The organism is uncultured Allobosea sp. (assembly GCF_945957345.1).
Classification (GTDB): domain Bacteria; phylum Pseudomonadota; class Alphaproteobacteria; order Rhizobiales; family Beijerinckiaceae; genus Allobosea.
This window is the reverse complement of sequence record NZ_CAMFKW010000055.1, coordinates 1-20,687: the sequence shown is the minus strand read 5'-3', so window position 1 is coordinate 20,687 and position 20,687 is coordinate 1. Positions and strand designations below refer to the sequence as shown.

The window sequence follows — 20,687 nt, the reverse complement described above, 5'->3', positions numbered from 1 at the left end:
CGCTTCCGGGCCGTGCGTCTTGCGGTAGGGTGCGAGACATTCCCGAGCTGCCAAAGCTGGAAGCAGGAGGCCCCGCATGTTCTCCCATATCAGCGTCGGAACGAATGCCTTCGAGCGAGCAGAGGCTTTCTATGGCGCGCTTTGCGGCGCATTGGGGTTGAAGCTGCGCTTTCGTGATCCGGAAGCCGCAGCTGCCGCATGGCAGCCGACAGCTTCCGACCGACCCCTGCTGTTCCTGACCCGTCCGTTCGATGGGCAGGCCGCCACGCCCGGGAACGGCCACATGGTGGCCTTCCTGGCCGAAAGCCGTGCGACCGTCGACGTCTGTCACGCGATAGCGCTGGCCCATGGTGGGAGTTGCGAAGGGCCCCCGGGCCTGCGGCCGCATTATCACGCACATTATTACGGGGCCTATTTCCGCGACCCCGATGGCAACAAGGTCTGCGTCTGCTGCCATCGGGCGGAGTAATACTCTCCTTCGTCAACCGTGCTGTGCGTTGAGCCCGGCAAAGACCTGCGCAAAGCTGCCGCTGATTTCGGCGAAGCGCAGCGGCTTGCAGCGCTCGACGATGACCTCCGTGGCTTCAGGCTGCGTTTCGAGGGTCGTCATCACCTCATTGGTGAAATCGGCGAGCGGCATCGCGGCCGGATCGACCGCCTGATGCGGGCCCATCAACTCGGTCTGCACATAGGGCGGGGCGATCTCGATGACCTCGACCGATGTGTGCTTGAGCTGCTCGCGCAGGCCGATCGACCAGGAATGGATCGCGGCCTTGGTCGCGCTATAGGTCGGTGCGATCGCGAGCGGTACGAAGGCGAGACCGGACGAGACGGTCAGGACGGTCGCCTGCGGCTGTTTAAGGAGATGTGGCAGCAGCGCGGTGGTCAGGCGGATCGGGCCGAGCAGGTTGGTCGCGATCGTCTCCTCGGCGATGGCGAGATTGTCGGCGGCCGGCAGGTTCTCCGGCTTCATGATGCCGGCATTGTTGATGACGGCGTTCAGGCTCGGGAAGCGCTCGACGGCCTGACGGGCGAAACCTGCGATATCGGCCTCGTCCTGGATGTCGAGCAGCATCGATTCCATGCCGGGATTGGCGGCGGTGACCGCGTCGAGCACGGCTTCGCGGCGCCCGGCGATGACGACCTTGTTGCCCTTGGCGTGCAGAGCCTCGGCCAGTGCCCGGCCAATGCCCGAGCCGCCGCCGGTGATGAGGATGGTGTTTCCGGAAATCTTCATGGCAAGGCCCTCTCGTGGTTGCGTGAGACGAGATGGCGCCCATACTCTTCATTGGAAAGAAGGCGCTCGGAAGTGCCATACGCACCAAAAGGAGAGTGTCGGATGCAGGCGATCCGGACCGCCATGGCAGCGATGCATCAGCGCAGCGAGGCGATCCCTCCGGTCAGCCCGGCGGTGGAGTCGCTGGTACGGCAGGTCATCGCGCAGGTCGCCGACAAATGGACGATGCTGGTGCTGGAGGCGTTGGAGGAGCACGGCACGCTGCGCTTCACCGAGGTTGGCCGCATCGTCGGCGGCATCAGCCAGAAGATGCTGACCAAGACGCTGCGCGAGATGGAGCGCGACGGGCTGGTCGTCCGCACCGTCCATCCGGTGATCCCGCCGCATGTCGACTACACGCTGACGGAACTGGGGCGAGAGCTCAGCGCCGCCTTCTGCGGAGTCTGGACCTGGGCTGAGACGTACTACGCCGAGGTTTCGGCGGCGCGAAAGGCGTTCCGAGAGCGGGAAGGCGGCGCGTGAACGCTCAGAGGTCCTTGGTCAGGTAGATCCGGGTCGCGCCCGGTGGCTTCGGCGTGATCTCGCCAAAAACCTGCCAGCCGAGCTTAATCATCGGGACGGTAAGGATGAAGCGCTTCTACTCCGCCGCCGGCTGCAACGATAGGCTGGGGGCCGGGATCAGGGCGATGGCATGCGTGGCCATATCCGCAGAGGTCTCGGGATCGCTGCGCAATTCGCTGGGAGTACGGGCACGGGGCGCGGGGCCGCCTTGGGCTTCGATCCAGAGTGCAATTGCCTCGGGAGCGTTGAGCAGGGCCTCATCCAGCATATCGCCGGCCGCGAAGCAGCCGGGTAGATCGGGAAACCAGACGCCGACGGCATGGTCGGGGCCTGCATCCTCGATGATGGCGACGTAATAGGTCATGTCAGTCGCGCGGCCAGCCTGCCTGCTTGTAAATCTTCAACACGAGACCGGGTCCGAAACTCTTCTTCGGATGCGGTACCACGATAGTGTCACGGACGCCGGGCTTTTTGAAGACGTGATGCGAACCGGCGACGCGCACGCACTCCCAGCCCTCGCGTGCGAGGCGGCGAATGATGTCGGCGCTGTTGTTGAGCATTGGACCAAGGCCTCAGTTTAGACCTCGATCGTATAGCTGCCAAAAGGTTGCGATCAACAATCGCTGGATTGGAGTTACTTGCGCACTCTGCCGTAGCCCTAGAATGGATCAAGCACTCAGCCAGCCTTCTGCACGAAGCTATCCAGCACCATCTTCCGGCCGGCCTTGTCGAAATCGACGGTGAGCTTGTTGCCGTCCACGCTCGCCACCGAGCCGGGGCCGAACTTGACGTGGAAGACGCGGGCGCCCTCGCCATAAGCGGATTCGCCTGATGATTTGGCAGTGAGTTCGCCCTCGATCAGCAGCGGGCCGCGCGGACGTGAGCCTCCTCCCGAGCCGAAGCCTCGCCCGCTTTCCGAGAAGCCGCTGCCGCCGCTGTTCTTCGCGCGGTTCTCCTGCGCGCGCTGCCAGCCCGGTGTGTTATAGCTGGAGCCGAAGCTCTCCATCCGGTCGAAGCGCGAGGCGCCGTAGCCGCCTTGGCTATAGCTGGACGCGGCTTGCTCGACCTCGACATGCTCCTCCGGCAATTCGTCGATGAAGCGCGAGGGCAGGCTGGTCTGCCAGAGGCCGTGGATGCGCCGGTTCGAGGCGAAATAGAGCTTCAGCTTCTTGCGGGCGCGGGTGAGGCCGACATGAGCGAGGCGACGCTCCTCCTCCAGCCCGGCGCGGCCGCTCTCGTCGAGCGCGCGCTGGTTCGGGAACAGGCCTTCCTCCCAGCCGGGCAGGAAGACCGTGTCGAATTCCAGACCCTTGGCGGCGTGCAGCGTCATGATCGAGACGCGGGCCTCGGCCTCGCCATCGGCGACGTCCATGACCAGCGAGACGTGTTCGAGGAAGGCTGGCAGGTCGGGGAACTCGTCGAGCGAGCGGACGAGCTCCTTGAGGTTTTCGAGACGCCCGGCGGCATCGGCCGAACGGTCCTTCTTCCACATCTCGGTATAGCCGGATTCCTCCAGCACGAGCTCGGCGAGCTCGCCCTGCGGCATGTGCTCGGCGCGTTTCGACCAGCGGCCGAAAGCATCGACCAGCTCGCGCAGCGCCGTACGGGCCTTTGGCTTCAGTTCGTCGCTCTCGACGGCTGCGCGGGCCGATTGCATCAGCGAGAAGCCCGTGGCGCGGGCGTGGTTGTGCAGGAGCTGGACCGTAGCGTCGCCGAGGCCGCGCTTGGGCACGTTGACGATGCGCTCGAAGGCGAGGTCGTCGGTGGGCGAGACCACGCAGCGCAGATAGGCGAGGGCATCGCGGATTTCGGCACGCTCGTAGAAGCGCGGGCCGCCGATGACGCGATAGGGCACGCCGGCCTGGACGAAGCGCTCTTCGATCTCGCGCATCTGGGCGGAGATGCGGACGAGCACCGCGACCTCGGCGAGGTTGTACTTCTTGGCCTGCATCGCCTCGATCTCGTCTGAGATCAGGCGAGCTTCCTCCTGGCTGTCCCAAGCGCCGGTGATGGTGACCTTCTCGCCGAGCGCGTCTTCGGTGCGCAGCGTCTTGCCGAGGCGGCCTTCGTTGCGAGCGATCAGCTTCGAGGCGGTGGCGAGGATATGGCCGGTCGAGCGGTAGTTGCGCTCCAGCCGGATCACGGTCGCGCCCGGAAAATCGTGCTCGAAGCGCAGGATGTTGTCGACCTCGGCGCCGCGCCAGCCATAGATCGACTGGTCGTCGTCGCCGACGCAGCAGATATTGCGGCGACCCTGGGCCAGCAGACGCAGCCAGAGATACTGCGCCGTGTTGGTGTCCTGGTACTCGTCGACGAGGATGTAGCGGAAGCGGTCGTGATAGGTCTGGAGCACGTCCGGATAGTCGCGGAACAGCGTCAGGCAATGCAGCAGCAGGTCGCCGAAATCGACGGCGTTCAGCGCTTTCAGGCGCTCCTGATAGGCGGCGTAGAGCTTGCCGCCCTTGCCGTTGGCGAAGACGGCGGCCTCGCCATGGGGCACGTCCTTGGGCGCCAGCCCGCGATTCTTCCAGCTATCGATGAAGCCCGCCAGCATGCGGCCGGGCCAGCGCTTCTCGTCGATGCCCTCGGCCTGGATCACCTGCTTCATCAGGCGGATCTGGTCGTCGGTGTCGAGGATGGTGAAGTCGCTGCGCAGGTCGAGCAATTCGGCATGCCGGCGCAGGAGTTTGGCCGAGATCGAGTGAAAGGTGCCGAGCCAGGGCATGCCCTCGGCGACCGGGCCGACGAGATGGGCGACGCGCTCCTTCATCTCGCGCGCCGCCTTGTTGGTGAAGGTCACGGCGAGGATCTGCGAGGGGTAGGCGCGGCTGGTCGAGATCAGGTGGCCGATGCGGGTGGTGAGCACGCGGGTCTTGCCGGTGCCGGCGCCGGCCAGCACCAGAACCGGGCCTTCCGTCGCCTCGACCGCCTGACGCTGCTCCGGGTTCAGCCCTGCGAGATAGCCGGCCGCCGGCTGCGCGGCAGCGCGCGCGGCGAGGCCGCCAGGGCGCGGCGGCGGAGCTGAAAAGGGGTCTGTATCGGACAAGGGTGTGCGCTGCTCGTGCGTGATTCGTTCTCCGGCGAATATAGGGCGTCGATGTCAGGATTGCGCCCCTCGTTCGTGCATTTTCCATTGGATCAAGCGGGTCGCGACCGTCATGCTCGGGCTTGTCCCGAGCATCCACGTCTTGAACACTGTCCTGGGGGCATGAAGGCGTGGATGGTCGGGACAAGCCCGACCATGACGGCAAGGCAGGATGCAGCAATGACAAGCGGTGTCTGGCAGGTCGCCAACCAGGTGCCGGTGCTGGCCGGCTACGACGCCTTCGCCGCCGATCCCGTGCTGCCGGAGATCGTCTCGGTCTTCGGTGCCGCCTGGGCGCGCGAGCAGCTGCATGAGGCGGGGAGGACGGTCGGCTCGGCGCGCGTGCAGGAATTGGCTTATCTCGCCAATCGCTACACGCCCGAATTGAAGGCATTCGACCGCTTCGGTAACCGCATCGACGAGATCGCCTTCCATCCGGCCTGGCATGAGTTGATGGGCCTCGCTATCGGGCAGGAGGCGCATGCGCTGGCCTGGACCAGGCCGGAGCCCGGCGCGCAAGTGGCCCGCGCCGCGCTGCAATACCTCTGGTACGGCGCAGAAAGCGGCATCTGCTGTCCGATCAGCATGACCTATGCCGCCGTGCCGGTGTTGCGGCAGGACGCAGCGCTGTGGGAGCGATGGGGCTCTCTCGTGATGTCGAACCGCTACGATCCGCGGCAGGGACCGGCGGACCTGAAGTTCGGCGCGACTGTCGGCACGGCGATGACCGAGATGCAGGGCGGCTCGGACCTGAGGCAAACCCAGACGGTGGCCGAGGATAATCGCGACGGCACATGGTCGCTGCACGGGCGAAAGTGGTTCTTCTCGGTGCCGCATTCCGACGTTTTCCTGACACTGGCGCGGACGGGCGAGAGCATCTCCTGCTTCGTCGTGCCGGGCTGGCTGCCGGACGGAGCGCGTAACGGCATCGCGATCCAGCGCTTGAAAGACAAGGTCGGCAATCGCTCGAATGCCTCGTCGGAAGTCGAGTTCAGGGGGGCGATCGGCCATCTGCTCGGTGAGAAGGGGCGGGGCATCCGGACCGGCTTGTCGATGAACCATAATTCGCGGCTCGATATCGCGGCGGCTTCATCCGGGCTGATGCGGATGGCGGTGTCGTTGGCGGCGCATCATGCCCAGCATCGCCGCGCCTTCCAGAAGGCCTTGATCGACCAGCCGATCATGCAGAACGTGCTGGCCGATATCGCGATCGAAGCGGAGGCGGCCGCCTGGCTCGCCTTCAGGCTGTTCGCGGCACTCGACCGGCAGGAGGCTTCCGAAGGCGAGCGTCTGCTGGCGCGGGTCGGGGCACCGATCGCGAAATACTGGATCACGCGCCGTGCGCCCGCCGTCGTCACCGAGGCGCTGGAATGCCATGGCGGCAACGGCTTCATCGAGGAGAACCCGATGGCGCGGCTCTACCGGGAGGCGCCGCTCAACGGGATCTGGGAAGGCTCGGGCAATGTCATCTGCCTCGACGTATTGCGCTCGCTGGCACGCGAGCAGGGGGCGGTCGACGTGTTGCGGGCGGAATTGATGGCCGCTGCCGGGGCCGATCGACGCTATGATCAGGCGCTGAAGCGGCTGGAGGGCGAATTGCCGGAGATGATGCGCAACGAGGGGCAGGCGCGGCTGCTGACGGAGCGGCTGGCGTTGATGCTGCAGGGCTCGCTGCTGTTGCGTTTCGCGCCGGCAACTGTGGCCGATGCGTTCATTGCGACGCGGCTGGGCGGTGGCTGGTTGGGGCAGTTCGGCGATCTGCCGCCTGCCGTCGATGCAGCGGCGCTGGCGCGGCGGGCCATGCCGGCTGTCGCTTAGAGCACTCCGTCATGCTCGCCCTTGTGGCGAGCATCCACGTCTTGAACACCGCATTGTAGGAACGAGGACGTGGATGGTCGGGACAAGCCTGACCATGACGTCGGTGCGAGCTGCTAGGCTTCCGGTTCGAAGGTCATCGCCTCGCCGTTGATGCAGTAGCGCAGGCCGGTCGGCGGTGGGCCGTCGGGGAAGACGTGGCCGAGATGGCCGCCGCAATTGGCGCAATGGACCTCGACGCGGAGCATCCCGTAGCTGCGATCTTCCGTCGTGCCGACCGAGCCGTCCAGCGGCTGGTCGAAGCTCGGCCAGCCGGTGCCGCTCTCGAACTTCTTGCCCGATTTGAACAGCTTCTGGCCGCAGCCGGCGCAGGAGAAAGTGCCCGCACGCTTCTCGTAGTTCAGCGCACAGGAGCCGGCCCGTTCGGTGCCGTGCCCGCGCAGGATGCGATATTGCTCCGGCGTCAGGCGCGCGCGCCATTCGGCGTCCGTGAGCTGGAAGGGGAAGGTTTCGTCCTGCTTCTTCGGCTCGCCAAACATGCTCATCAGACCCATTGCGATCTCCTTCCTGGCGGGGCGCCTCATCGGCTCTCGTGCCGCCAATATGGGATTTTGCGCGTGAAATTTCAGCCCCACTCAGCGCGCCCGCTTTCACGAAGCCGTGCCGGCCGTCACCGGACCGTCACGCGACTCCTCTAGCTGCCCGGCACCCGCAAAGGGAGGAAAACCAGTGACGGAACAGGCGACGCAAACCGCACGCGCGGCCCGCCGCATGACGAGCTCGGGCCTGGGACAGGCCGTCCGGCGCAGCAAGACGCTCTCCAGGGCCGGCATGCTGGAATGGCTGTTCGCCCGCGCTTTCTCGGGACTGGTCTATCCGCAGATCTGGGAGGACCCGGTCGTCGACATGGCGGCGCTGCAGCTCAAGGCCGGCGACCACGTCGTGGCGATCGCGTCCGGCTCCTGCAACATCCTGTCCTATCTGACGGCGGCGCCGATCAAGGTGAGCGCGGTCGATCTCAACGCCACCCATATCGCGCTGGGCCGCCTCAAGCTCGCTGCGCTGGCACGCATGGAGAAGCAGGAGGATTTTCTGCGCTTCTTCGGCCGGGCGAATGATGACGCCAATGTCGCGCTCTACGACCGCGAGATCGCCGATCATCTCGACGCCGTCTCGCGCGGCTATTGGGAGGGGCGGGGACTGAACGGGCGGCGCCGGATCAATCTCTTCGCCAAGGGCTTCCATCGCTACGGCCTGCTCGGGCGCTTCATCGGTACCGGCCATGTGCTGGCGCGGCTGCTTGGCGGCAATCCCAAGGCGATGCTGGCGGCGCGCGACATGGCCGAGCAGCGGGCGCTCTATGACAGGCATCTCGCGCCGGTCTTCGAGCGCAAGCTGGTGCGCTGGCTGGTGCGCCAGCCGGCATCGCTCTACGGGCTCGGCATCCCGCCCGCGCAGTACAAGGCGCTGGCCGCCGATGGCGAGGACGGCATTCTGGGCGCGCTGAAACTCAGGCTTGAGCGCCTGGCTTGCGATTTCGACCTGAAGGACAATTATTTCGCCCAACAGGCTTTCGGCCGGCGCTATGGCGAGGGGCCGGATGCGGCCCTCCCGCCCTATCTCCAGCCGCAGCATTTCGCGGCGGTGAAGGAGCGTGCTCCCGGTGTTTCCTATCGCCAGAGCGCGGTCACGGCCTTTCTGGAGGACCAACCTGCCGAGAGCTGCGATGCCTATGTGCTGCTCGATGCGCAGGACTGGATGAACGATGCCGACCTCGCGGCCTTGTGGTCGCAGATCACGCGGACGGCCAAGCCGGGGGCTCGGGTGATCTTCCGCACTGCGGCGGATGAGCGTTTACTGCCGGGACGCGTACCGGCAGCGATCCTCGATCAGTGGCATTACGAGGAGGAGACGAGTCGCAAGCTCTGCCGGCAGGACCGTTCGGCGATCTATGGCGGCTTCCACCTCTATGTGCTCAAGGGGCTCGGCCGGTGAGCGCGGCGGAGGCGTCGGCAGGTTCTGCTGCCGGGCTGATGGACCGGATCTACCGGCACCAGCGCCACATCTACGACGCCAGCCGGAAGTTCTACCTGCTCGGCCGCGACCAGCTCATCGACGGCTTGCAGCCGCCCGCGGGCGGGAGCGTGCTGGAGATCGGCTGCGGCACCGGGCGCAACCTGATCCGGATCGCCAAACGCTATCCGGATTGCGCCTGCTACGGGCTCGACGTTTCCAGCGCGATGCTCGCGACGGCACAAGGCTCGGTCGCGAAGGCGGGGCTGGAGCAGCGGATCGGGCTCGCGCAGGCGGATGCCACCGGTTTCGATCCGCAGGCGCTGTTCGGGCTCTCGGGCTTCGACCGGATCGTGATTTCCTATGCGTTGTCGATGATCCCGCCCTGGCAGGGCGTCGTGGCCGAGGCGCTGCGCCGGCTTTCTCCCGAAGGCTCGCTGCATGTGGTCGATTTCGGCGATCAGGAGCGCTTGCCGGTGCCATTCAAGGCGGTGCTGCTGCGCTGGCTGGCGCTGTTCCATGTCACGCCGCGCGAGGATTTGCCTGCGGTCGTGCGAGCCTTGGCTGAAGCTGCCGGGGCCGATTGCCGGATCGGCGCACCCTATCGCGGCTATGCGGTTCACGCCGTGGCGCGCAAACGGCCGGTATGATGGCATAAAGCCGTCAATGCCGGGTCTCGACCTCGGTCTCGCGTTCGTCCGCGGCCTCGTCGATCCGGATCGCCGATTTCCGGGGCATGCCGATGATGCGGCCGATCGTGGCCGGTAGCGGCATCATGCTGTGGGCGGCCTTCATCAGGGCGACGTTGGCGAGGATATCGGCCGGGAAGGGCGTCACCTTGCGATTGATCATGTCGACATGCAGCGACAGGTTCTCGCTGGTCGCCGCGAGCCAGCCCTCGTTGGCGTGCCGCATCTCCAAGTAGTAGTGCAGGCGCTTGTCGTCGAAGGCGATGAGCTGCGCGGTGACGCGGACGAGATCGCCCTCGGTCAGTTCGCGCTTGTAGAGGATGTGGCACTCCGCGGCGAAGGTGGAGGCATGACGCGTCTCGACATAGTCGCGGGTAAGCCCGACCAGCGAGAAGACCTCGTCGACCGCGCGGTCGAACAGCACATGGTAATAGGCCATGTTGAGATGGCCGTTATAGTCGATCCATTGCGGCTCGACCCGCATCGCCGATGAGACGAAGGGTGCGAAGAACAGCGCCGGGGCGCGCGTATCGTGTTTCATGTTCGCCTCCCTGACAGGCGCCTCGTTCAAGGGCCGGCGGCATTATTGCCGCTGCCCATTTCCTCGTCGCATGATCTAGTATGCATCGCTCGCAGGCGACGTCAGCATCTTGGGCCGGCCAGTATGGCAGGACCATGTCGAAGCGTAACCAATTGCGAAACCGATCTGTTCCAAGTCTAAGCGCCAGAACCGGATGTTGACAATGAGCCTGCCTGCCGCCGCCCCTCATGACAGCCCTGCCTCCGCCGCAGTGCTGCCGCCCTCGCCGGAGGCTGTCGCTGCGGTGACGCAGGCGCTGGCTGCAAGCTTCGGCAACCGGCTCGTCACCAGCCTCGCCGTGCGCCAGCAGCACGGCCACACGCTGACCTGGATCCCGAACCAGCCGCCGGATGCGGTGGTGTTCCCGCAGAGCACGGGCGAGGTCTCGGAGATCGTGAAGCTCTGCGCGGCGCATGGCGTGCCGGTCATCGCTTTCGGCACGGGCACCTCGCTGGAAGGTCACGTCAACGCGGCCTTCGGCGGGGTCTGCATCGACATGTCGCAGATGAAGCGGATCATTGCGGTCCATGGCGAGGATCTCGATGTCGTCGTCGAGGCCGGCGTTACCCGCAAGGAGCTCAACGAGCATCTGCGCGACCAGGGCCTGATGTTCCCGATCGACCCCGGCGCCGACGCCTCGATCGGCGGCATGGCGGCGACGCGTGCCTCGGGCACCAATGCCGTCCGCTACGGCACGATGAAAGACAATGTCCTGGCGCTGACCGCGGTGATGGCTGATGGTTCGATCGTCAAGACCTCGACCCGGGCCCGCAAGACCTCGGCCGGCTATGACCTCACCCGCCTGCTCGTCGGCTCGGAAGGCACGCTCGGCATCATCACCGAGGTGACGCTGAAGCTGCACGGCATCCCGGAGGCGGTTTCCGCCGGCGTCTGCCCGTTCCCCTCGGTCAAGGCTGCCTGCGACGCGACGATCCTGACGATCCAGACCGGCCTGCCGGTGGCGCGCATCGAACTGCTCGACGACGTGATGATCCGCGGCGTCAACCTGCATGCCAAGCTCGGCCTGCCGGAGACGACGATGCTTTTCGTCGAATTCCACGGCACGGAAGCCGGCGTGAAGGAGCAGTCCGAGCGCTTCGGCGAGATCGCGGCCGAATTCGGCGGCGGCCCGTTCGAATGGGCGACCAAGGCCGAGGATCGCTCCAAGCTCTGGCAGGCGCGCCATGACGCCTATTGGGCGGCCAAGGCGCTGCGCCCCGGCTTCGACTCGGTCGCGACCGATGTCTGCGTGCCGATCTCGCGCCTCGCCGAATGCGTCGAGGAGACCAAGCGCGACATCGAGGCTTCCGGCCTGATCGCCCCGATTGCCGGCCATGTCGGCGACGGCAATTTCCATACGCAGCCGTTGGTTGACCTCGCTGACAAGGCCGAGGTCGAGCGGGCGCAGGCCTTCATCGACCGGCTGGTGAAGCGGGCGCTCGCCATGGGCGGCACCTGCACTGGCGAGCACGGCGTCGGCCAGAAGAAGATGAAGTACCTGGAGCAGGAGCACGGGGCCGAGGCGCTCGCGGTGATGCGCACGCTCAAGCGCGCGCTCGACCCCCGCAACATCCTCAATCCCGGAAAAATCGTTGCCCTGTGACGCCGTTGCGGCTTGCGCTGCCTGCCGGGTCGCGGAAATGTCGTGATCCCGCCGCTACTTGCGGGCAGGATGGAAGAGGCGCCGGCACCGGCCGTCATTGTGTTCGCAATGACGTTCGAGGCCGGCACCCTTCCACCATGGCGACAGGGGCAGGCAGCGGAATTTGCGTGAGAGTCTGACAGTTCTGGCCGGCCTGCTGGTTCTGGCGCTGCTGGCGGCCCTGATCGGCCCCGGCTTCGTCGACTGGCGCAGCTATCGCCCGCAGATCGAGACCCGATTGAGCGAGGCGCTCGGCGTCGAGACGCAGATCGGCGGCGGGATCGGCCTGCGTTTGCTGCCGTCGCCGCGCATCGCGCTGGAGGATGTGCGGATCGGTCCGGGGGACGGGTCGGCAAGCTCCGTCAGAGCAGAGCATGCGACCGTGGAGCTGGCGCTGGCGGCGCTGGCGCGTGGCGAGTTCCGTTTCTCCGAAGCACGTCTCGATGGCGCTGCGATTTCCCTGTCATTGGACGAGGCTGGCGTGATCCGCCTGCCCGCGCGCAGTGGCGGGGGCATCCCCGCCGAGGCGCGGCTCGACCGCCTGACGATCAGCCGCTCGGCCGTGATCTGGCGCGAGGCAGGCAAGCCTGCCGTTACGCTGTCGCCGATCGCCGCCGAGATGTCGGCGGTCAGCATCGCCGGTCCTTGGCGCTTCGAGGGTGAGGTCGCCGGTGCCTCGCTCCGCGTCACCACCGGCGAGGTGGAGGCCGATGGCAGGCTGCGGACGAAGGCCTATCTCACCGGCGAGGACCTGCAACTCGGCTTCGACGGCTCTCTGGTCTTTCCGAAGGGGACCGAGGGCTTCGGGGCCGAACTCGATGGCGCCTTCAACCTCTCGCCGGGGGGCGCCGTCTCGCTGACCGGGCGGGTCAAGGGCGGCAGCCGCCAGCTCGATCTGTCCGGGCTTTTGCTCGATCTCGCGGGCGGCGCGGCGCGGCTGGAAGGCGAGGGGCAGTATCTCCCCGGCACGGGCAACGGTTCGCTGGCCTTGCGGGCGCGCCGGCTCGATGCCGACGCGTTGATGACGGCGCTGGCCGAAAGGCAGGGTTTCGAGCGCGCCTTGCAGGGTTTGCCGGGCGCCTTCGATGTCAGCCTCGATCTCGACCAGCTGATCTGGCGCGGCGAGGATTTCTCGACGCTCGCCCTGCGCGGGCATCTGCATGACGGGGGCTTGAGCGATGCGTCGGCTTCCGTACGCGTGGCGGGGGCGCTGCTGGGTGCGAGCGGCAATCTCAACGCCGAGGGCGCTTCGGGCCGGGTCAACCTCAAGGCCGATGATGCCAGGCGCGTCGGGCTGGTGCTGTCGCGCGCAGGGCTCGATCCGGCACTGGCGGATTTCATCGCGCGGCTCGGACGGATCGATGCCGATATCGTCGGCGCCTGGGCGGGCACCGGCGGGCGGTTCCAACGCCTGCTGGTCGCGGGCTCGTCGGGGCTGCGGCTCGATGCCTCCGGCGAGATCGCGCCGAACCGCATCGCCGCGAAGGCGGCGGTGAACGGGCTCTCGCTCGATAGCTTGCCGCCGGGCACGAGTCTGTCCGGTCTGCTGCGGCAGCGCGATGTGGCTCTGGAGCTTGCGCTGACCAATGTCCGTTTCCGCAATGCGCCGCCGGGTTCTGCCAATCTCGACCTCAAGCGCGAGGGCGATGTCTGGCGCCTGAGCCGGCTGTCGGTCGATGGTTTCGGCGGCGTTTCGGTCATGGGCGCCGGTGCGCTCTTGGCTGAGGGTGGCGAGATTTCCGGACGGGTGCGGGCACCGCGCTTCGAGACTTTGACGGCTCTCGCCGGCCCGCTGCTGCCGGAGACAGCGGTTCAGGCGCTCCAGCGTGTCGGTGAGGGGCTGGCGCGGCTCGATACCGGCTTCCGATTGACGCGCGCGGGCTCGGGCGAGACCAGCCTGTCGGCCGAAGGTGCAGCGGCTGCGGGCAGGCTCAAGCTCGATGGCAGGCTCGATCGGGCCGGCAACTGGAGCCGCGCCGCGCTGGGCTTCGAGCTCAACGACCGTCGGCAGGCCTTCGCGGCACTGGGGTTGCCACTGCCGCAGCAAGGTGGAGCGGGGCGGCTCAACCTCGAACTGGACAGCGGCAAGGCGACCGGGTCGCTGGCGGGGCAGGGGCTCTCGATCGTCGTCGAGGATGGCGGGCAGGGGCCTCGGCTGACGCTGCAAGCGGATGGGCCGGGGCAGATCCTTGCCGAAGGGCCGGCGCGCCTGCTGCCGGATGGCGTGATCGATGCGTCCGCGCGGCTTGGCATCGCGGAAGAGGCGATCCGGCTGGACGAGATCACCGCCCATCTCGGCGGCATGGCGGTGAACGGTTCGCTGCTGCTGCCGCGAGAGGGGCGCGCATCCGGGCGCATCGCGGTGTCATCAGCCGACTTGCGTCCGCTGATCGGCGCTGCGCTGGGGCAGGCGCCGGCGACGCCGAATGCGCTCTGGTCGACCGCGCGCTTCGGGCGCGTGGCGGGCTTCCCCGATTTCGATATCGCCGTGGAGGCCGGGACACTTCTCGCCTTCGACGGCGGAACGATCCGCAATGCCAGCTTCATCCTGCGCTCGGACCAGGATGGGCTCAGGATCGACGATATCCGCGGCAGCTATGGCGGCGGGCAAATCGCGGGGCGTCTGGGCCTGCGGCGCGATGGCGGGCTGGCCCAGCTCAATGGACGCTTGAGCCTGATGGCAGTCGATCTCGGCGAATTCACCAAGGGCGCCGTCAGCGGCAAGGCCTCGGGTCAGGTCGAGTTCGGCGGTTCGGGCGAGACGCCGGCTCGGCTGGTCGCCGGCCTCAGCGGGGCTGGCAACCTGACACTGACCGGCACGCGCCTCGCGCGGTTCGATCCGAAGGCCTATGAGCGGATCATTGCGGGCACCGGCGAGGATGCCTCCGAGAGCGATGCATCGCGCTTGCAGGATCGCCTGAGCGAGGCGCTCGACAAGGATGCCTGGGTGCTCGGTGACGTCACGCTGCCCTTCACATTGGCAGGCGGCCTGATCCGACTCCAGCCTTTCGCCTTCGAGCGCAACGGCCTGCGCGCCGAAGCGAGCGGTATCCTCGACCTGCGCGCGCTGACGGCCGATCTCAGACTCGGCCTAAAGCCGCTGGGTAGCTTGCCGAAGGGCTGGCCGGGCGATGCGCCGCAGATCGGCATCGCCTGGCGCGGACCGCTGTCGAACCTTCGGCGCGAGAGCGATGTCAGTGCGCTGTCGAATACGGTCGCGGCGCGGGCGCTGGCGCGCGAGATCGAGCGGGTCGAAGCCTTCGAGGCCGATGCGCGCGAGCGGGCGATGTATTCACGACGCCTGCGGGCCGAGCGCGAGATGCGCGAGAACGAACGCAAGCTGGGCGAATTCCTCAAGGCGCAGGAAGAGGCGCGCATCGCCGAGGAGAAGCGTCAGGAAGAGGCGCGACGCATTGAGGAGCAGCGACGACAGGCCGAGGAGAAGCGCGCCGAGGAGTTGAGGCGTATCGAGCAGGCGCGGGCGGAGTTGGAAGCGCGCCGCCGGGCGGAAGCCGAGGAGCGCGCCCGTGCCGCTGCCGAGCGGGCGGCGGCGCAATCGGCCGCGCCGCAGGCTCAACCGCAACCTGGCCCGCTGGTCCTGCCGGGAGCGCCGCTCAGCAGCTCGCCGGAAGGCGCGGTTCAGCCTCCGACCGGCGGTGTCGCGCCGCTGCCGCCGCCGATGCAGATCCAGCCCGCGCCACAGCAGCGTGCCGCGCCACCGCGTTGAGAGATTGATTCAATCGCTTTGCGGTCTGATTCCGGAAATCGATATAAGCTTTTGATATAGCGGGTTCTTCGCTGAGCGGTGGGGCCGGTTTGCCGAGGCCTCAGGCGCCGCCACCCGCCAGTTTCCGGTAATGCGCGAGCGCATGGAGTCGTAGCGCGGAGGACAGGTTGAGCTCTCCTCGCCCGGAATCGACCTCGGCGACAAGAGCCGCGATAGGGCGATCTTCGCCGGCCGCGATCTCCTTCAGCGCCTCCCAGAAGGGCGCTTCCAGCGAGATGCTGGTGCGGTGGCCGGCGATGCTGAGCGAGCGCTTGCGCTCGGGTCTCATGCCGGCTCCGGCTCGTCGCGGTCGAGCTTGTGCCCGTCGATATGGCGGGCAGCCTTGTCGCGCTCGGCCTCGGTCAGCTTGCGCTCGGCCTTGGTGCGGCCGAAGGAGAGGCGGTTCTGCTCGGCCGTCTTTTCCGCCTCGGCGCGCGCCTTCTGCTTGCGTGCCTGACGGAGGTTGATGATCTCGGCCACCGGACCAGCCTCGCCTCAGGCTGGACCGAGCATCAGCTCGGGCTTGACCGTGGCGTCGAAGACCTTCGGGTCGACGCCGGCCTTGAGCGCTTCCTCGCGCAGCGTCGTGCCGTTGTGATGGGCGGCCTTGGCGATGCTGGCGGCCTTGTCGTAGCCGATCGCAGGGGCGAGCGCCGTCACCAGCATCAGCGAACGCGAGAGCAATTCCTTGAGCTGGGCCTCGTTGGCCTCGATGCCCTCGACGCAGTTGACGCGGAAGCTCTCGGCCGCGTCGGCGAGGAGCCGCACGGACTGAAGGAAGGCGGCGGCGATCACCGGCTTGAAGACGTTGAGCTCGAAATGGCCCTGCGAGGCGGCGAAGCCGATCGTCGCCTGGTTGCCGTGGACCTGGGTCGCGACCATGGTCAGCGCCTCGGCCTGGGTGGGGTTGACCTTGCCCGGCATGATCGAGGAGCCGGGCTCGTTCTCCGGCAGGCTGATCTCGCCGAGGCCCGAGCGCGGGCCGGAGCCCATCAGGCGGATGTCATTGGCGATCTTGAACAGGTCGGAGGCGAGCGCGGCGAGCGCACCATGGGCGGCCGAGAGTGCGCCATGGCTCGCCAACGCCTCGAACTTGTTGTCGGCGCTGCGGAAGGGCAGGCCGGTCAGGGTCGCGATCTCCTTGGCGAAGAGCGCGGCGAAGTCGGGATGGGTGTTGAGACCGGTGCCGACGGCGGTACCGCCCTGCGCCAGCGCATAGAGCCCGCCGAGCGCCGCCTCGATCCGGCCGATGCCGAGATGGAGCTGCATCGCATAGCCGGAGAATTCCTGGCCGAGCGTGACCGGGGTCGCGTCCTGGAGATGGGTGCGGCCGATCTTGACGAGATGCTTGAAGGCCTCGGCCTTGGCGTTCAGCACCTTTTCGAGGCCGCGCAGCGCGGGCAGCAGGCGACGGGTGATCTCCAGCGCGGCAGCGATATGCATCGCGGTCGGGAAGGAATCGTTCGAGGACTGGCCGCGATTGACGTGGTCGTTGGGATGGACCGGGTTCTTGGCGCCAAGCCCAGCCCCGAGCAGCTCATTGGCGCGGTTCGCCAGGACCTCGTTGGCGTTCATGTTCGACTGGGTGCCGGAGCCGGTCTGCCAGATCACCAGCGGGAAATGCCCGTCGAACTTGCCGGCGAGCGCCTCGTCCGCCGCATGGGCGATGGCGCCGGCGACGCGCTGGTCGAGCAGGCCGAGCTTCGCGTTGACATGGGCGGCGGCCTTCTTGACCAGCACCAGCGCATGGACGAGCGGCAGCGGCATGCGCTCGCTCTCGCCGCCGATCTTGAAATTCTCGAGGGAGCGCTGCGTCTGCGCGCCCCAGTATCGATCCGCCGGCACCGCGATCGGGCCGAAGGAATCGGTTTCGGTGCGCGTCTCGGTCATGGTGTCCGTCGTCAGGGCTTCTTGCGGAAGGAATCGAGGCTGACCACCTCGGCGCTGCCGCGTCCGTCGTCACCCTCGGTTGCCGGTTCCGACTTGGCGGATGCGGCAGCGGGCTCGGCGGCTGGCGCCTTGCCCTTGGCGGCCGGAAGAGCGGCGGGCACGATCTTGGCCGGCGCGGGCGCGGCCTCGGCGGGCTCCGCTTCGTGCGAGGCAGCTTCCTCCGCCTGGTCCTGCGCCTCGAATTTCAGGCCGAACTGAACGGAGGGGTCGAAGAACGTCGAGATCGCGTCGAAGGGCACGAGCAACCGCTCCGGCACGCCGGAGAAGGACAGGCCGACCTCGAACGAATGTTCGCCGACGCTCAGGTCCCAGAACTGATGCTGGAGGACGATCGTCATTTCGTCGGGATGCTTCTCGCGCAGGCGCTGCGACAGGCGCACGCCCGGCGCCCCGGTGCGGAAGGTCACATAGAAATGGTGCTCGCCGGGCAGGCCGTCGCGCGCCGCCTCCGCCAGGATCTTGCGGACCACGCCCTTCAGCGCGTCCTGCACCATGAGATCGTAACGAAGAACATCCTTGGACATCGGGTAGCGGTTTCCGCTTGTTGCGTTCCGGCGGGAACAGCCGGCAGGCCGTCAGAAAAAGAAGTGGAGGCTTCTGTTGCCAGGCGCCTCCGAGCCCCGCCTTACGCGGCTAAGCGCAAGGGCTTTGGTTTGGGAACCAGCACCGCTTACGCGGCGACGGCGACCCGAGCATTGTTGTCGTTGGCAACTATGCTTTGGCCCGATAACGGCGGAACCATGCCGAGCAAAAGGATAACCTTTACACCCTCGTCGATCCTATTTCGCCCCCGCCGCAGCCCTGCAACCGTTCAGCTGCAAGTTCCTGCTGCTCGCGCCGCAGGGCTGGGGTGGAGGCGCCGGGTACCGCCCCCGGGTCCGAAAGGCTTATTTCGAGATCCGTTTATCGCCATAGCCGTTCTTGCGAGCGGCACCCGGAATATAGGGAAGGCTGCGGCGTTGGGAAAGGGTTCTCACGCTTTTTCGACAGGGACTGCGGCAGAGGTACCTCAATCGAGAATTCGTCCATTCTTGATGTCGATATCGAGGCTCATCTCGTCGTCCTCCGCGGTGCGGCCGGCAATCTCCCAGCGATCGCCGGCGCGGATGATCACTTCGATATGGACGAGGCCCGCGCTCCAGGCGATGTCGCGGGCGCGCTGTTCCGAGATCGTCGCATAGGCGTAGGTTTCTTCGCCATGGGCGGTGGCTGCAAGGAGGGCGTTGAGGGCAAGCGCGGCAAGCAGGCGGCGCGACGGAGACGGTATCGGCATATCGGTCTATTCCACGAATCAAGGGCGCGATGAGCGGCGCCGATTGAGGCGGGTTTGCGGATGGGCGAGGCTCACGGGCCGTCGCGTTTGCGTGAGGCGGCGGGCTCCCGCCATAGGCTGACAGGACTTGCGGCAAAGGCTGGGGATGCCTGCCAGCCGGGCGGGGCCAAGCGGCTCCCGAGCCGCTATAGTCGCGCGCCTTCCAGAGAGTCGCCATGCGCCAGTATCACGACCTGCTCCAACGCATCCTGACCGAGGGCGTCCGCAAGGACGACCGCACGGGGACAGGCACGCTCGCCGTCTTCGGCCACCAGATGCGCTTCGACCTGTCGGAAGGGTTTCCGCTGGTCACGACCAAGAAGCTGCACCTGAAATCGATCATCCATGAGTTGATCTGGTTCCTGCGCGGCGACACCAATGTGCGCTACCTGCAGGAGAACGGGGTCACGATCTGGGACGAATGGGCCGACGCGAACGGCGACCTCGGCCCGGTCTATGGCAGGCAGTGGCGCTCCTGGGCGGCGCCGGACGGGCAAGTGATCGACCAGATCGCCTGGCTGGTGAACGAGATTCGCCGCAACCCGGATTCGCGCCGGCTGATCGTCTCGGCCTGGAACCCGGCAGATATCCCGAAGATGGCGCTGGCGCCCTGCCACTGCCTGTTCCAGTTCTTCGTCGCCAACGGCAAGCTCTCCTGTCAGCTCTACCAACGCTCGGCGGACGTCTTTCTCGGCGTGCCCTTCAACATCGCGAGCTACGCGCTGTTGACCCATATGGTGGCGCAGGTGACGGGCCTCGGCGTCGGTGATTTCGTGCATTCCTTCGGCGACACTCACCTCTATGTGAACCATCTCGACCAGGCGCGGCTGCAGCTTTCGCGCGAGCCGCGCACGCTGCCGAAGCTCACGCTCAATCCGGCGGTGACACGGCTGGAGGATTTCGAGTTCACCGACGTCACCATCACGGATTACGACCCGCATCCCGGTATCAAGGCTCCGATAGCAGTATGACGCTTACCATCCGCTCCGCCCGTCCCGGCGAGGCCGGGCTCGTGCTCGGCTTCATCCGTGAGCTCGCCGAATACGAGAAGCTGCTGCACGAGGTCGTCGCGACCGAGGCGGATATTGCCGAGGCGCTGTTCGGGGACAACCCGAAGGCGTTCTGCGACATCGCCGAATGGGATGGCGAGCCGGTCGGTTTCGCCGTTTGGTTCTACACCTATTCGACCTTCTCCGGTCGGCATGGCATCTGGCTGGAAGACCTGTTCGTGCGGCCCGATCAGCGCGGGCGCGGTATCGGCAAGGCGCTGATCGCCGGGCTGGCGCGGCGCTGTGTCGCGGAGGGTTTGCCGCGACTTGCCTGGTGGGTGCTGAACTGGAACGAACCCTCGCGCGTTTTCTATCGGGCCCTCGGCGCCAAGGCGCAGGACGAGTGGACCGTGAAGCGGCTGGAGGGCGAAGCGCTTGCGCGATTGGGCGCAGAGGTCTGAGCCATGGAAAAGCGTCCGATCGTGCTGATCGCGGCCGTCGCCGAGAATGGCGTGATCGGCGACGACAACCGGCTGATCTGGCGGCTCAAGGCCGATATGAAGCACTTTCGCGGCCTGACGCTGGGGCGCCCGGTGCTGATGGGGCGCAAGACCTTCCTGTCGATCGGCAAGCCCCTGCCGGGGCGCGAAATCATCGTGCTGACCCGCGATGCCGGCTTTTCGGCCGCCGGGGTGAACGTCGCCCATTCGCTCGACGAGGGCCTGGAGATCGGGCAGCGCCTCGCTGCAGCCAGCGGGGCGGATTCCGTCGTCGTGGCCGGAGGTGCCGAGATCTATCGGCAGGCGTTGCCGCTGGTGGATCGGCTGGAGCTGACGATCGTGCATGCGAAGCCCTCGGGCGATGCGCTCTTCCCCGATTGGGAGCGTGACGCTTTCGAGGCCGGCGCCAACGATCATCGTCCCGCCGATGCCGAGAACGAGCACCCCCATACCTTCGTCACCTGGCGCCGGCGCGGCTGATCGCCGCTTTCCGTTCACGATGAATGGCTTGCGCCGTTGACGAATCCATGGCCCATGACCAAGTCAGC

Annotated in this window: 21 protein-coding genes and 1 other RNA gene; 10 read left to right on the top strand and 12 right to left on the bottom strand. The window is 66.9% G+C overall.

The annotated features are described in order from the left end of the window. Window positions 1-76: 76 nt before the first annotated feature. Window positions 77-469 (top strand): VOC family protein, encoded by a 393-nt coding sequence (locus tag Q0Q36_RS21350; protein ID WP_293801249.1) that lies wholly within the window; start codon window positions 77-79, stop codon window positions 467-469. A 12-nt stretch (window positions 470-481) separates the two neighbouring features. Here the strand turns inward: Q0Q36_RS21350 and Q0Q36_RS21345 are convergent, their stop codons facing one another. Next, window positions 482-1,237 carry an SDR family oxidoreductase gene (locus tag Q0Q36_RS21345; RefSeq protein ID WP_293801247.1) on the bottom strand — a complete coding sequence of 252 codons (756 nt, stop codon included), beginning with the start codon at window positions 1,235-1,237 and terminating at the stop codon, window positions 482-484. Window positions 1,238-1,360: 123 nt separating this feature from the next. Here Q0Q36_RS21345 and Q0Q36_RS21340 point away from each other — a divergent pair, with 123 nt between their 5' ends. Further along, complete coding sequence (locus tag Q0Q36_RS21340) at window positions 1,361-1,759, top strand: helix-turn-helix domain-containing protein (protein ID WP_293801266.1); 399 nt, start codon at window positions 1,361-1,363, stop codon at window positions 1,757-1,759. A 115-nt stretch (window positions 1,760-1,874) separates the two neighbouring features. Here the strand turns inward: Q0Q36_RS21340 and Q0Q36_RS21335 are convergent, their stop codons facing one another. The 3 genes from Q0Q36_RS21335 to Q0Q36_RS21325 all read right to left on the bottom strand — a co-directional run bounded on the left by Q0Q36_RS21335 (window position 1,875) and on the right by Q0Q36_RS21325 (window position 4,844). After that, complete coding sequence (locus Q0Q36_RS21335) at window positions 1,875-2,162, bottom strand: type II toxin-antitoxin system HicB family antitoxin (protein ID WP_293801245.1); 288 nt, start codon at window positions 2,160-2,162, stop codon at window positions 1,875-1,877. Window position 2,163: 1 nt separating this feature from the next. Further along, a complete protein-coding gene (locus Q0Q36_RS21330) occupies window positions 2,164-2,358 on the bottom strand; it encodes a type II toxin-antitoxin system HicA family toxin (RefSeq protein WP_293801243.1) in 195 nt (64 codons plus the stop codon). A gap of 116 nt (window positions 2,359-2,474) precedes the next feature. Then, window positions 2,475-4,844: an ATP-dependent helicase gene (locus tag Q0Q36_RS21325; RefSeq protein ID WP_293801241.1), complete on the bottom strand. Its 2,370-nt coding sequence runs from the start codon at window positions 4,842-4,844 to the stop codon at window positions 2,475-2,477. A gap of 219 nt (window positions 4,845-5,063) precedes the next feature. Here Q0Q36_RS21325 and Q0Q36_RS21320 point away from each other — a divergent pair, with 219 nt between their 5' ends. Beyond that, complete coding sequence (locus Q0Q36_RS21320; protein WP_293801239.1) at window positions 5,064-6,701, top strand: acyl-CoA dehydrogenase family protein; 1,638 nt, start codon at window positions 5,064-5,066, stop codon at window positions 6,699-6,701. A gap of 113 nt (window positions 6,702-6,814) precedes the next feature. Here the strand turns inward: Q0Q36_RS21320 and msrB are convergent, their stop codons facing one another. Continuing rightward, the gene (msrB, locus tag Q0Q36_RS21315; RefSeq protein ID WP_293801237.1) at window positions 6,815-7,243 is read right to left on the bottom strand and encodes a peptide-methionine (R)-S-oxide reductase MsrB; all 429 of its coding nucleotides are present in this window, start codon (window positions 7,241-7,243) and stop codon (window positions 6,815-6,817) included. Between the two features lie 226 nt (window positions 7,244-7,469). Here msrB and Q0Q36_RS21310 point away from each other — a divergent pair, with 226 nt between their 5' ends. Further along, window positions 7,470-8,693 carry a DUF3419 family protein gene (locus Q0Q36_RS21310; protein WP_293801235.1) on the top strand — a complete coding sequence of 408 codons (1,224 nt, stop codon included), beginning with the start codon at window positions 7,470-7,472 and terminating at the stop codon, window positions 8,691-8,693. Next, complete coding sequence (locus Q0Q36_RS21305; protein WP_293801233.1) at window positions 8,690-9,361, top strand: class I SAM-dependent methyltransferase; 672 nt, start codon at window positions 8,690-8,692, stop codon at window positions 9,359-9,361. Before Q0Q36_RS21310 ends, Q0Q36_RS21305 begins: the two co-directional genes overlap by 4 nt. 13 nt (window positions 9,362-9,374) lie before the next feature. Here Q0Q36_RS21305 and Q0Q36_RS21300 read toward each other — a convergent pair whose 3' ends face one another. After that, window positions 9,375-9,941 (bottom strand): thioesterase family protein, encoded by a 567-nt coding sequence (locus tag Q0Q36_RS21300; protein WP_293801231.1) that lies wholly within the window; start codon window positions 9,939-9,941, stop codon window positions 9,375-9,377. A gap of 202 nt (window positions 9,942-10,143) precedes the next feature. Between Q0Q36_RS21300 and Q0Q36_RS21295 the strand changes: the two genes are divergently transcribed. Together Q0Q36_RS21295 and Q0Q36_RS21290 are read left to right on the top strand one after the other, a co-directional pair. After that, complete coding sequence (locus Q0Q36_RS21295) at window positions 10,144-11,583, top strand: FAD-linked oxidase C-terminal domain-containing protein (protein ID WP_293801229.1); 1,440 nt, start codon at window positions 10,144-10,146, stop codon at window positions 11,581-11,583. A 163-nt stretch (window positions 11,584-11,746) separates the two neighbouring features. Then, the gene (locus tag Q0Q36_RS21290; RefSeq protein ID WP_293801227.1) at window positions 11,747-15,349 is read left to right on the top strand and encodes an AsmA family protein; all 3,603 of its coding nucleotides are present in this window, start codon (window positions 11,747-11,749) and stop codon (window positions 15,347-15,349) included. A gap of 100 nt (window positions 15,350-15,449) precedes the next feature. Here the strand turns inward: Q0Q36_RS21290 and Q0Q36_RS21285 are convergent, their stop codons facing one another. The 6 genes from Q0Q36_RS21285 to Q0Q36_RS21260 all read right to left on the bottom strand — a co-directional run bounded on the left by Q0Q36_RS21285 (window position 15,450) and on the right by Q0Q36_RS21260 (window position 18,611). Beyond that, the gene (locus Q0Q36_RS21285; protein WP_293801226.1) at window positions 15,450-15,677 is read right to left on the bottom strand and encodes a ribbon-helix-helix domain-containing protein; all 228 of its coding nucleotides are present in this window, start codon (window positions 15,675-15,677) and stop codon (window positions 15,450-15,452) included. Beyond that, entirely contained in the window at window positions 15,674-15,868 is a 195-nt protein-coding gene (locus Q0Q36_RS21280) for a DUF4169 family protein (RefSeq protein ID WP_293801224.1), read from the bottom strand. Before Q0Q36_RS21280 ends, Q0Q36_RS21285 begins: the two co-directional genes overlap by 4 nt. Window positions 15,869-15,883: 15 nt before the next feature. Next, window positions 15,884-17,278, bottom strand: a complete 1,395-nt coding sequence (gene fumC, locus Q0Q36_RS21275; protein WP_293801222.1) for a class II fumarate hydratase — start codon at window positions 17,276-17,278, stop codon at window positions 15,884-15,886. Window positions 17,279-17,289: 11 nt separating this feature from the next. Further along, a complete protein-coding gene (locus Q0Q36_RS21270; protein ID WP_293801220.1) occupies window positions 17,290-17,862 on the bottom strand; it encodes an SspB family protein in 573 nt (190 codons plus the stop codon). Between the two features lie 62 nt (window positions 17,863-17,924). Then, window positions 17,925-18,309: a transfer-messenger RNA gene (gene ssrA / locus Q0Q36_RS21265) on the bottom strand. Between the two features lie 38 nt (window positions 18,310-18,347). Next, window positions 18,348-18,611, bottom strand: a complete 264-nt coding sequence (locus Q0Q36_RS21260) for a hypothetical protein (protein WP_293801218.1) — start codon at window positions 18,609-18,611, stop codon at window positions 18,348-18,350. Between the two features lie 215 nt (window positions 18,612-18,826). Between Q0Q36_RS21260 and Q0Q36_RS21255 the strand changes: the two genes are divergently transcribed. Genes Q0Q36_RS21255 through Q0Q36_RS21245 form a run of 3 tightly spaced genes read left to right on the top strand, consistent with a single transcriptional unit; the run spans window position 18,827 to window position 20,619 of the window. After that, complete coding sequence (locus Q0Q36_RS21255; protein WP_293801216.1) at window positions 18,827-19,621, top strand: thymidylate synthase; 795 nt, start codon at window positions 18,827-18,829, stop codon at window positions 19,619-19,621. Further along, window positions 19,618-20,100 carry a GNAT family N-acetyltransferase gene (locus Q0Q36_RS21250; protein ID WP_293801214.1) on the top strand — a complete coding sequence of 161 codons (483 nt, stop codon included), beginning with the start codon at window positions 19,618-19,620 and terminating at the stop codon, window positions 20,098-20,100. The genes Q0Q36_RS21255 and Q0Q36_RS21250 overlap by 4 nt, the downstream gene beginning before the upstream one ends. 3 nt (window positions 20,101-20,103) lie before the next feature. After that, window positions 20,104-20,619: a dihydrofolate reductase gene (locus tag Q0Q36_RS21245; protein ID WP_293801212.1), complete on the top strand. Its 516-nt coding sequence runs from the start codon at window positions 20,104-20,106 to the stop codon at window positions 20,617-20,619. Window positions 20,620-20,687 lie beyond the last annotated feature (68 nt).